Raw genomic sequence first — 11501 nt, 5'->3', positions numbered from 1 at the left:
ATGGGAAAATTAGCGTTAGCGGCAAAAATCACCCACGTGCCGTCAATGTATCTCTCTGAACTGCCGGGCAAAAACCACGGCTGCCGCCAGTCAGCCATCGACGGGCATAAAGAGATCAGCAAGCGCTGCCGCGAGCTGGGCGTCGATACCATTATCGTCTTCGACACCCACTGGCTGGTGAACAGCGCGTATCACATCAACTGTGCGGACCATTTTTCAGGCGTCTACACCAGCAACGAGCTGCCGCATTTTATTCGCGACATGACCTACGACTACGACGGCAACCCGGAACTCGGCCAGCTGATCGCCGACGAAGCGGTGAAGCTTGGCGTGCGCGCCAAGGCGCACAACATCCCAAGCCTGAAGCTGGAGTACGGCACGCTGGTGCCGATGCGCTACATGAACGCGGATAAGCACTTCAAAGTGGTCTCCATCTCGGCGTTCTGTACGGTTCACGACTTCGCCGACAGCCGCAGGCTGGGCGAGGCCATCGTCAGCGCCATCGAAAAATACGACGGCACCGTGGCGGTGCTCGCCAGCGGCTCGCTGTCGCACCGCTTTATCGACGACCAGCGCGCGGAGGAAGGGATGAACAGCTACACCCGCGAGTTTGACCGCCAGATGGATGAGCGGGTAGTGAAGCTGTGGCGCGAGGGGCAGTTCAAAGAGTTTTGCAGCATGCTGCCGGAGTACGCCGACTACTGCTACGGCGAGGGCAACATGCACGACACGATGATGCTGCTGGGGATGCTCGGCTGGGACAACTACGACGGTAAGGTGGAGTTTCTCACCGAGCTGTTCGCCAGCTCCGGCACTGGCCAGGTCAACGCCGTTTTCCCGCTGCCCGCGTAAGGAGCCACCATGCCGCACTTTATTGCTGAATGTACCGACAACATCCGCGAGCGGGCCGACCTGCCGGGGCTGTTTGCCAAAGTGAACGAGGCGCTCGCCGCCACGGGGATCTTCCCGCTCGGCGGTATCCGCAGCCGCGCCCACTGGCTGGACACCTGGCAGATGGCCGACGGCAAGCACGATTACGCCTTTGTGCATATGACGCTCAAAATCGGCGCCGGGCGCAGTCTGGAGAGCCGGGAAGAGGTCGGTGAAATGCTGTTTGCGCTGATCAAAACGCATTTTGCAGAGCTAATGGCGGGCCGTTATCTGGCGCTCTCTTTCGCCATGGAAGAACTCGATCCGACGCTGAACTACAAACAAAACAACGTGCACGCGTTGTTTAAGTAGACATCTTTTTCGCCCGGTGGCGCTTCGCTTACCGGGCCTACAACGGCTCGAACGTAGGCCGGGTAAGCGAAGCGCCACCCGGCAACAGCCGCACAAAGGATACGCCATGCTCGACAAACACACCCATACCCTGATCGCCCACCGCCTGCATCAGGCGGAACAATCCCGGGAGCAGATCCGCGCGATCTCGCTTGAGTATCCGGAGATCACCATTGAAGACGCCTACGCCGTCCAGCGCGAATGGGTGAGCCTGAAAATTGCCGAAGGCCGCGTGCTGAAAGGCCACAAGATCGGCCTCACCTCCAAAGCGATGCAGGCCAGCTCGCAGATCAGCGAGCCAGACTACGGCGCGCTGCTGGACGATATGTTCTTCCACGACGGCAGCGACATTCCCGTGGATCGCTTTATCGTCCCGCGCATCGAAGTGGAGCTGGCCTTTGTGCTGGCAAAACCGCTGCGCGGCCCGAACTGCACGATCTTCGACGTTTACAACGCCACGGATTACGTCATCCCTGCCCTGGAGCTGATCGACGCCCGCTGCCACAACGTTGACCCGGAAACCCAGCGCCCGCGCAAGGTATTCGACACTATCTCCGATAACGCCGCCAACGCGGGCGTGATCCTCGGCGGCCGCCCGATTAAACCCGACGAGCTGGATCTGCGCTGGATCTCCGCCCTGCTCTACCGCAACGGCGTGATCGAAGAGACCGGCGTGGCCGCAGGCGTCCTTAATCATCCGGCGAACGGCGTGGCGTGGCTGGCGAACAAACTCGCGCCATACGACGTGCAGCTTGAGCCAGGCCAGATCATCCTCGGCGGCTCGTTTACCCGCCCGGTTGCCGCCAGCAGAGGCGACACCTTCCACGTCGACTACGGCAACATGGGCTCCATCAGCTGCCGCTTTGTGTAAGGAGATGATCATGCAAAACGCATTCAAAGCGGCGCTGAAAGCGGGCCGACCGCAAATCGGGTTATGGCTGGGGCTAACCAGCAGCTACAGCGCTGAGCTATTGGCCGGGGCCGGTTTTGACTGGCTGCTGATCGACGGGGAGCACGCGCCGAACAGCGTGCAGACCATTCTGACTCAGCTACAGGCCATCGCCCCTTATCCCAGCCAGCCGGTGGTGCGCCCGTCGTGGAACGATCCGGTGCAGATCAAGCAGCTGCTGGACGTGGGGGTGCAAACCCTGCTGGTGCCGATGGTGCAAAACGCCGACGAAGCGCGGCTGGCGGTCAGCGCCACCCGCTATCCGCCCGCGGGCATTCGCGGCGTCGGCAGCGCGCTGGCGCGGGCGTCGCGCTGGAACCGTATCCCGGACTATCTGCATCAGGCTAACGACGCCATGTGCGTGCTGGTGCAAATCGAAACCCTAAGAGCGTTAAAAAACCTGCCGCAGATCCTGGACGTGGACGGCGTCGACGGCGTGTTTATCGGCCCGGCGGATCTGAGCGCCGACATGGGCTTCGCTGGCAATCCGCAGCACCCGGAGGTGCAGGCCGCCATTGAACAGGCGATCGCGCAGATACGCGCCGCCGGTAAAGCGCCCGGCATCCTGATGGCGAACGAGCAATTGGCGAAACGTTACCTTGCACTCGGCGCGCTGTTTGTCGCCGTCGGCGTCGACACCACCCTGCTCGCCCGCGGCGCGGAAGCGCTGGCGGCACGTTTTATCGAACAACCGGTTACGTCAGTTAATAACAATAAATCCGTCTACTAAACGTAAGATCTGGAGCGCAGCATGACGACCTCTACCCTGCAAGATAAGAAAGCTATAGAACATCGCGTTATCAACAAGCTGTTCCGTCGTTTGATCGTGTTTCTCTTTATCCTGTTTGTCTTTTCGTTTCTCGATCGCATCAACATCGGCTTTGCCGGGCTGACGATGGGTAAAGATCTGGGCCTCACGTCGACCATGTTTGGCCTGGCCGCGACCTTGTTTTACGTCACCTACGTGCTGTGCGGGATCCCCAGCAACATCATGCTGGCGAAAATCGGCGCGCGGCGCTGGATCGCCGGGATCATGGTGGTGTGGGGCATCGCCTCTACCTGCACCATGTTCGCCACCAGCCCCGAAACGCTCTACGTCCTGCGCATGCTGGTGGGCATTGCCGAAGCCGGTTTCCTGCCGGGGATCCTGGTCTATCTCACCTGGTGGTTCCCGGCGTATCACCGCGCCCGCGCCAACGCGTTGTTTATGATCGCCATGCCGGTGACCATGATGCTCGGCTCGATCCTCTCCGGGTACATTCTGGCGATGGACGGGCTGTGGAACCTGAAGGGCTGGCAGTGGCTGTTCCTGCTGGAGGGGCTGCCGTCGGTAGTACTCGGCGTGGTGACCTGGTTCTACCTTAACGACACCCCGGATCAGGCCACCTGGCTGGATGATGATGAAAAGCAGGCACTCAAAACGATGATCGCCCGCGAGCAGGAACTGGCCATTGCGCACGTCGCCACGCCGCGATCGACGCTGCGCGAGGTGCTGACGCCCGCCGTACTGCTCTACACGCTGGCCTACTTCTGCCTGACGAATACGCTGAGCGCGATCAACATCTGGACGCCGCAGATCCTGCAAAGCTTCAACACCGGCAGCAGCAATATCGTGATCGGCCTGCTGGCGGCGATCCCGCAGTTTTGCACCATCCTCGGGATGATCTGGTGGAGCCGCCGCTCCGACAGGCTGAAAGAGCGAAAAAAGCACACCATCCTGCCGTATCTGTTTGCGGCGGCGGGATGGATGCTGGCCTCGGCGACCGATCACAGCCTGATCCAGCTGCTTGGCATCATCATGGCCTCAACCGGATCGTTTACCGCCATGGCGATATTCTGGACCACGCCGGACCAGGTGATTAGCCTGCAATCCCGCGCGGTGGCGCTGGCGGTGATCAACGCCATCGGCAACGTCGGGTCTGCCGTCAGCCCATTGCTGATTGGTATTCTTCGCGACGCGACCGGCAGCTTCAGCTCGGGGCTGTGGTTCGTGGCGGGTCTGCTGGTAGTGGGCGCGCTGGTGCTGACGCGCATTCCGATGACGCAGCGGGTTCAAAAGAGGAACGATCATGTGCCAGAGCCCTATCGCCAACATTGATATCAGCAAGGAGTACGACGAAAGTCTGGGCACCGACGATGTGCACTACCAGTCGTTCGCCCGCATGGCGGCCTTTTTTGGCCGCGACATGCAGGCGCACCGCCACGACCAGTATTTTCAGATGCATTTTCTCGACACCGGGCAGATTGAGCTGCAGCTCGACGACCACCGCTACTCGGTGCAGGCGCCGCTGTTCGTTCTGACGCCGCCGTCGGTGCCGCACGCGTTTATCACTGAATCCGACAGCGACGGCCACGTGCTGACGGTGCGCGAGGATCTTATCTGGCCGTTGTTAGAAGTGCTCTACCCCGGCACGCGGGAGGCGTTCGGCCTGCCGGGGATCTGCCTGTCGCTTGCCGACAGGCCTGACGAGCTGGCGGCGCTGAAGCATTACTGGCAGCTCATTGCCCGGGAATCCACGGAACAGCTGCCGGGCCGTGAGCATACGCTGGTCCTGCTGGCGCAGGCCGTATTTACCCTGCTGCTGCGCAACGCGAAGCTCGACGACCACGCTTCAGGCGGCATGCGTGGCGAGCTGAAGCTGTTTCAGCGCTTTAACCAGCTGACAGATGCGCATTACCACGAGCACTGGACGGTGCCAGAATACGCCAGCGAACTGCATCTTACCGAATCCCGCCTGACCGATATCTGCCGCCGCTTTGCCAACCGCTCGCCGAAACGGCTGATCTTCGACCGCCAGCTGCGGGAAGCCAGGCGCTTGCTGCTGTTTTCCGACAGCACAGTGAGCGAAATTGCCTGGCAACTGGGGTTTAAAGATCCGGCCTATTTCGCCCGTTTTTTCAACCGACTGACGGGGTGCTCACCCAGCGCATACCGGGCGCAGAAAGTACCGGTTTCCTGAACGCATCACGGTTCGTAGGGCGGGTAAGCGCAGCGCCACCCGCCGAAAAGCCGCACAGATCACAAAACAACATCCCACCCGAAAAGTACCTGCCGTTGTCCCAATCGTCCCTTCACGTTCTGCCCCTCTCACGCTTCAATTAAACAACAAAAACAAAACATAAATTTAACAACCATCTTCCGATACGAGGTCCCTATGAAGCCTGAAGATTTCCGCGCTAATGCCAAACGTCCGTTAACCGGTGAAGAGTATTTAAAAAGCCTGCAAGATGGCCGTGAGATTTATATCTACGGCGAGCGCGTTAAGGACGTCACTACCCACCCGGCATTTCGCAATGCGGCGGCGTCCATCGCCCAGATGTACGATGCCCTGCACAAGCCAGACATGCAGGATACCCTCTGCTGGGGCACCGACACCGGCAGCGGCGGCTACACCCATAAATTCTTCCGTGTGGCGAAAAGCGCCGACGATCTGCGCCAGCAGCGCGACGCCATCGCCGAGTGGTCGCGCCTGAGCTACGGCTGGATGGGCCGCACGCCAGACTACAAAGCCGCGTTCGGCTGCGCGCTGGGGGCTAACCCTGCCTTCTACGGTCAGTTCGAGCAGAACGCCCGCAACTGGTACACCCGTATTCAGGAAACCGGCCTGTACTTTAACCACGCCATCGTCAACCCGCCTATCGACCGCCATAAACCGGCGGACGAGGTGAAAGACGTTTACATCAAGCTGGAGAAAGAGACCGATGCCGGGATCATCGTCAGCGGCGCGAAAGTGGTGGCCACCAACTCTGCGCTGACCCACTACAACATGATTGGTTTTGGCTCTGCGCAGGTGATGGGCGAAAACCCGGACTTCGCGCTAATGTTCGTCGCGCCGATGGATGCCGAAGGGGTGAAGCTGATCTCCCGCGCCTCTTACGAGATGGTGGCAGGGGCGACCGGTTCCCCGTACGACTACCCGCTCTCCAGCCGCTTTGACGAGAACGACGCCATTCTGGTGATGGATCATGTGCTGATCCCGTGGGAAAACGTGCTGATCTACCGCGATTTCGACCGCTGCCGTCGCTGGACGATGGAAGGTGGCTTCGCCCGCATGTACCCGCTTCAGGCCTGCGTGCGTCTGGCAGTGAAGCTCGACTTCATCACCGCTCTGCTGAAGAAGTCACTGGAGTGCACTGGCACCCTCGAGTTCCGCGGCGTGCAGGCGGATCTCGGCGAAGTGGTGGCGTGGCGCAACATGTTCTGGGCGCTGAGCGACTCCATGTGCTCCGAAGCCACGCCGTGGATAAACGGCGCGTACCTGCCTGACCACGCGGCGTTACAGACCTACCGCGTGATGGCGCCGATGGCCTACGCGAAAATCAAGAACATCATCGAACGCAACGTGACCTCCGGGCTGATCTACCTGCCGTCCAGCGCGCGGGACCTGAACAACCCGCAGATCGACCAGTATCTGGCGAAGTACGTACGCGGCTCCAACGGGATGGATCACGTCGAACGCATCAAGATTCTGAAACTGATGTGGGATGCCATCGGTAGCGAGTTTGGCGGACGTCACGAGCTGTACGAAATCAACTACTCCGGTAGCCAGGATGAGATCCGCCTGCAATGCCTGCGTCAGGCGCAAAGCTCCGGCAACATGGACAAGATGATGGCGATGGTTGACCGCTGCATGTCCGAGTACGACCAGCACGGCTGGACCGTACCGCACCTGCACAACAACACTGATATCAACATGCTGGATAAGCTGCTGAAATAACGCAGCGGGAGGTTTCAATGCAATCTGAAGAACGCCTGCGTTTTCGCGACGCGATGGCCAGCCTGTCGGCGGCGGTGAATGTGGTCACCACCGAGGGCGATGCGGGTCGCTGCGGCATTACCGCCACCGCCGTCTGTTCGGTCACGGACACCCCGCCTTCGGTCATGGTTTGCATCAACGCTAACAGCGCCATGAACCCGGTCTTCCAGGGCAACGGCAAACTGTGCGTCAACGTGTTGAACCATGAGCAGGAGATCATGGCTCGCCACTTTGCCGGGATGACCGGCATGGCAATGGAGGAGCGCTTTGCTCTCTCCTGCTGGCAGAAAGGACCGCTGGCGCAGCCGGTGCTGAAAGGCGCCCTGGCAAGCCTGGAAGGTGAGATAACCCAGGTGCAAACCATCGGTACCCATCTGGTCTACCTTGTGGAGATTAAGAACATCATCCTCAGCAGCGAGGGGCACGGCCTGATCTACTTCAAACGCCGTTTCCACCCGGTGATGATGGAGATGGAAGCCGCGGTTTGATCCCGTTGCACAAAAAAACGCTAAGGTTTCCGCAAAGGTGCGCCGTTAACTATCCATAAGATAAATTTTCCGGGGCGGCTGGCGATGTCGTCAGCCGCCCCCTTAACGCTGGAAAGTCTTATGGCCCCTTCACCCCGAAGCCGCTCGGCTGAGCGTCTGGTTGACATCATTATTGCTCTGCACCGCAACGGAAGCGTTAATCGCCGCGATCTGATGCAAAAATTTGGCATTACCGAACGTACGGTGTACCGCGATCTACAGGCCCTTTCCCCAATTATCGAACACGACGGCAAAGGACGCTATCAGCTGCTGCCCGCATATCAGCCCTGCCGCTGCACGCAATGCCCTGATGCGAACGACGAAACCCCGCAGGGCTAGATTATTCTCAGTGATCTCAATCACATATTTTCTCCCGCCGGGGGTGAGCCTTAACCACTCACCCTCGCTTTTGACCGCTCACGCATCGCTTTCAACCACTCACCCATTTACCGTGCTTTACACGCGCGAGGATCTGGCACGATCGCTCCAGCATTAATCAATACCTCCTCACAACGAACCCTGACCCTTTTTTCTTTACATAAAAAACCAGGTCTTACTATGGATACTAAAAAACTACTTAAGCACGTGCCCTGGGCCATCCTCGGGATCATCGGCGCTTTCTGTCTGGCGGTTGTCGCATTACGCCGGGGCGAGCACGTCAGCGCCCTGTGGATCGTGGTCGCGTCGGTTTCCGTCTATCTTGTGGCTTATCGCTACTACAGCTTGTACATCGCGCAGAAGGTCATGAAGCTCGACCCGACGCGCGCCACCCCGGCAGTCATTAACAATGACGGCCTGAACTATGTGCCAACCAACCGTTACGTGCTGTTTGGTCACCACTTTGCCGCCATCGCAGGCGCGGGCCCGCTGGTCGGCCCGGTACTGGCCGCGCAGATGGGCTACCTGCCGGGTACGCTCTGGCTGCTGGCGGGCGTGGTGCTGGCGGGTGCGGTGCAGGACTTTATGGTGCTGTTTATCTCCTCGCGCCGTAATGGTTCGTCGCTGGGCGAGATGATCAAAGAGGAGATGGGCCGCGTGCCGGGCACGATCGCCCTCTTCGGCTGCTTCCTGATCATGATCATCATCCTGGCAGTGCTGGCCCTGATCGTGGTGAAAGCGCTGGCCGAAAGTCCGTGGGGCGTCTTCACCGTCTGCTCTACCGTGCCGATTGCGCTGTTCATGGGCATCTACATGCGCTTCCTGCGCCCTGGCCGCGTTGGCGAGGTGTCGGTCATCGGTATCGTGCTGCTGGTCGCCTCCATCTACTTCGGCGGCGTGATTGCCCACGACCCGTACTGGGGCCCGGCGCTGACCTTTAAAGACACCACCATCACCTTCGCGCTGATCGGTTACGCGTTCATCTCAGCGCTGCTGCCGGTGTGGCTGATTCTGGCTCCGCGTGACTACCTGGCGACCTTCCTGAAAATCGGCGTGATCGTCGGGCTGGCAATCGGGATTGTGATCATCAACCCGGAGCTGAAAATGCCGGCGGTAACCCAGTACATTGACGGTACCGGTCCGCTGTGGAAAGGCGCCCTGTTCCCGTTCCTGTTTATCACCATTGCCTGTGGTGCCGTGTCTGGCTTCCACGCACTGATCGCCTCCGGCACCACGCCGAAGCTGATGGCCAACGAAACCGACGCACGCTTCATCGGTTACGGCGCGATGCTGATGGAATCCTTCGTGGCGATCATGGCGCTGGTTGCGGCGTCGATTATCGAGCCTGGCCTGTACTTCGCGATGAACACCCCACCAGCGGGTCTCGGCATCACCATGCCAAACCTGCATGAGATGGGCGGCGAAAATACCGCGCTGATCATGGCGCAGCTGAAAGACGCCAGCGCACACGCGGCGGCGACCGTCAGCTCCTGGGGCTTCGTGATTTCGCCTGAGCAGATTATGCAGACCGCGAAAGACATCGGCGAACCATCCGTGCTGAACCGCGCAGGTGGCGCACCGACGCTGGCGGTGGGTATCGCACACGTGTTCCACAAAGTGCTGCCGTGGGCGGACATGGGCTTCTGGTACCACTTCGGTATCCTGTTTGAAGCGCTGTTCATCCTCACCGCGCTGGATGCCGGTACGCGTGCTGGCCGCTTCATGTTGCAGGATCTGCTGGGTAACTTCGTGCCGTTCCTGAAGAAAACCGACTCTCTGGTAGCAGGTGTTCTGGGTACTGCGGGCTGCGTAGGTCTGTGGGGTTACCTGCTGTACCAGGGCGTTGTAGACCCGCTGGGCGGCGTGAAGAGCCTGTGGCCGCTGTTCGGCATCTCTAACCAGATGCTGGCGGCTGTGGCCCTGGTGCTGGGCACCGTTGTCCTGGTGAAGATGAAACGCACCAAATACATCTGGGTAACCGTGGTGCCTGCGCTGTGGCTGCTGCTCTGCACTACCTGGGCGCTGGGTCTGAAACTGTTCAGCACCAACCCGCAGCTGGAAGGCTTCTTCTTCATGGCTAACCAGTACAAAGAGAAGATTGCCGCAGGCGGCGCGGATCTGACCGCGCAGCAGATTGCCAACATGAACCATATCGTGGTGAACAACTACACCAACGCGGGTCTGAGCATTCTGTTCCTGGTGGTGGTGTACAGCATTATCTTCTACGGCATTAAAACCTGGATGAAAGTGCGTAATGCCGATGGCCGTACGGACAAAGAAACCCCGTACGTGCCGGTGCCGGAAGGCGGCGTGAAGACGTCTTCACACCATTAATAAAATGGCGGGTGGCGCTGCGCTGACCCGCCCTACAACGTTACTGTAGGCCCGGTAAGCGTAGCGCCACCGGGCTTTTTCTTATCAGGACACGTTATGTTTGGTAACTTAGGCGAAGCAAAAAAATACCTCGGTCAGGCGGCGAAAATGCTGATTGGCATTCCGGACTATGACAACTACGTTGAGCATATGAAGACCAACCATCCGGATATGCCGTACATGACCTACACTGAATTCTTCCGCGAGCGTCAGGAAGCGCGCTACGGCGGAAGTGGAGAAGGCGGCGTCCGCTGCTGCTAAAGGAGAAACCATGACCCCGATTGCCGTTACCCTGCTGACCGGTTTTCTCGGCGCCGGTAAAACCACCCTGCTGCGCCACATCCTGAATGAACAGCACGGCTTCAAAATCGCCGTCATTGAAAACGAATTTGGCGAAGTCTCCGTTGACGATCAGCTGATTGGCGACCGCGCCACGCAGATCAAAACCCTGACCAACGGCTGCATCTGCTGCACCCGCTCCAGTGAATTAGAAGACGCCCTGCTGGACCTGCTCGACAGCCGCGATCGCGGTGACATCGTCTTCGACCGTCTGGTGATCGAGTGCACCGGCATGGCCGACCCCGGCCCGATTATTCAGACCTTTTTCTCCCACGACATTCTGTGCCAGCGCTACCTGCTGGACGGCGTCATCGCCCTGGTCGACGCGGTCCATGCCGACGAGCAGATGAACCAGTTCACCATCGCCCAGTCTCAGATTGGCTACGCCGACCGCATTCTGCTGACCAAAACCGACGTGGCGGGTGAAAGCGAAAAACTGCGTGAGCGCCTGACGCGCATCAACTCGCGCGCACCCATTTATACCGTGACGCACGGCGATATCGACCTGTCTCAGCTGTTCAACACCAACGGCTTTATGCTGGAGGAGAACGTCACCGCGAAACCGCGCTTCCACTTTATGGCAGACAAGCAAAACGACGTAGCGTCGATTGTGGTGGAGCTGGACTACCCGGTGGACATCAGCGAGGTCTCGCGCGTGATGGAGAACCTGCTGCTGTCGTTTGCCGACAAGCTGCTGCGCTATAAAGGAATGCTGTGGATCGACGGCGAGCCGAACCGCCTGCTGTTCCAGGGCGTGCAGCGCCTGTACAGCGCCGACTGGGATCGTCCGTGGGGCGATGAACCGCCGCACAGCGTGATGGTGTTTATTGGAATACAGCTGCCGGAAGAGGAAATTCGGGCAGCGTTTGCGGGACTGAAAAAGTAAATCGTCGCTCC

Annotated in this window: 12 protein-coding genes; all 12 read left to right on the top strand. The window is 59.5% G+C overall.

The window, feature by feature from the left end; all coding sequences use genetic code 11:
* Positions 1-852, top strand: a complete 852-nt coding sequence (hpaD, locus tag ACQG03_RS03025) for a 3,4-dihydroxyphenylacetate 2,3-dioxygenase (RefSeq protein ID WP_063163164.1) — start codon at positions 1-3, stop codon at positions 850-852.
* A 9-nt stretch (positions 853-861) separates the two neighbouring features.
* On the top strand, positions 862-1242 hold the full coding sequence (locus tag ACQG03_RS03020) for a 5-carboxymethyl-2-hydroxymuconate Delta-isomerase (RefSeq protein WP_063163165.1): 381 nt from the start codon (positions 862-864) through the stop codon (positions 1240-1242).
* 106 nt (positions 1243-1348) lie between these two features.
* Positions 1349-2152 carry a 2-oxo-hept-4-ene-1,7-dioate hydratase gene (hpaH, locus tag ACQG03_RS03015; RefSeq protein ID WP_015572593.1) on the top strand — a complete coding sequence of 268 codons (804 nt, stop codon included), beginning with the start codon at positions 1349-1351 and terminating at the stop codon, positions 2150-2152.
* 10 nt (positions 2153-2162) lie between these two features.
* Entirely contained in the window at positions 2163-2960 is a 798-nt protein-coding gene (gene hpaI, locus ACQG03_RS03010; protein WP_023299257.1) for a 4-hydroxy-2-oxoheptanedioate aldolase, read from the top strand.
* Positions 2961-2981: 21 nt separating this feature from the next.
* Positions 2982-4328, top strand: coding sequence for a 4-hydroxyphenylacetate permease (gene hpaX, locus ACQG03_RS03005; RefSeq protein WP_032625355.1), 1347 nt, complete (start codon positions 2982-2984; stop codon positions 4326-4328).
* Entirely contained in the window at positions 4300-5190 is an 891-nt protein-coding gene (gene hpaA / locus ACQG03_RS03000; RefSeq protein WP_022646953.1) for a 4-hydroxyphenylacetate catabolism regulatory protein HpaA, read from the top strand. The genes hpaX and hpaA overlap by 29 nt, the downstream gene beginning before the upstream one ends.
* A 195-nt stretch (positions 5191-5385) precedes the next feature.
* Positions 5386-6948 carry a 4-hydroxyphenylacetate 3-monooxygenase, oxygenase component gene (hpaB, locus tag ACQG03_RS02995; protein WP_023299255.1) on the top strand — a complete coding sequence of 521 codons (1563 nt, stop codon included), beginning with the start codon at positions 5386-5388 and terminating at the stop codon, positions 6946-6948.
* 17 nt (positions 6949-6965) lie between these two features.
* Complete coding sequence (locus ACQG03_RS02990) at positions 6966-7475, top strand: 4-hydroxyphenylacetate 3-monooxygenase reductase subunit (RefSeq protein ID WP_003856606.1); 510 nt, start codon at positions 6966-6968, stop codon at positions 7473-7475.
* A 120-nt stretch (positions 7476-7595) separates the two neighbouring features.
* Positions 7596-7853 carry an HTH domain-containing protein gene (locus tag ACQG03_RS02985; RefSeq protein ID WP_022646951.1) on the top strand — a complete coding sequence of 86 codons (258 nt, stop codon included), beginning with the start codon at positions 7596-7598 and terminating at the stop codon, positions 7851-7853.
* 219 nt (positions 7854-8072) lie between these two features.
* Positions 8073-10226 (top strand): carbon starvation CstA family protein, encoded by a 2154-nt coding sequence (locus ACQG03_RS02980; RefSeq protein WP_022646950.1) that lies wholly within the window; start codon positions 8073-8075, stop codon positions 10224-10226.
* Between the two features lie 96 nt (positions 10227-10322).
* On the top strand, positions 10323-10526 hold the full coding sequence (locus ACQG03_RS02975) for a YbdD/YjiX family protein (RefSeq protein ID WP_023299252.1): 204 nt from the start codon (positions 10323-10325) through the stop codon (positions 10524-10526).
* A 10-nt stretch (positions 10527-10536) separates the two neighbouring features.
* Positions 10537-11490, top strand: coding sequence for a GTPase (yjiA, locus tag ACQG03_RS02970; RefSeq protein WP_058677750.1), 954 nt, complete (start codon positions 10537-10539; stop codon positions 11488-11490).
* Positions 11491-11501: the final 11 nt, after the last annotated feature.

Source organism: Enterobacter cloacae complex sp. 342H5, assembly GCF_050030905.1.
In the GTDB taxonomy this organism is placed as follows: domain Bacteria; phylum Pseudomonadota; class Gammaproteobacteria; order Enterobacterales; family Enterobacteriaceae; genus Enterobacter; species Enterobacter intestinihominis.
The sequence above is the reverse complement of the archived record's forward strand: the minus strand, read 5'-3'. Positions and strand labels throughout refer to the sequence as shown.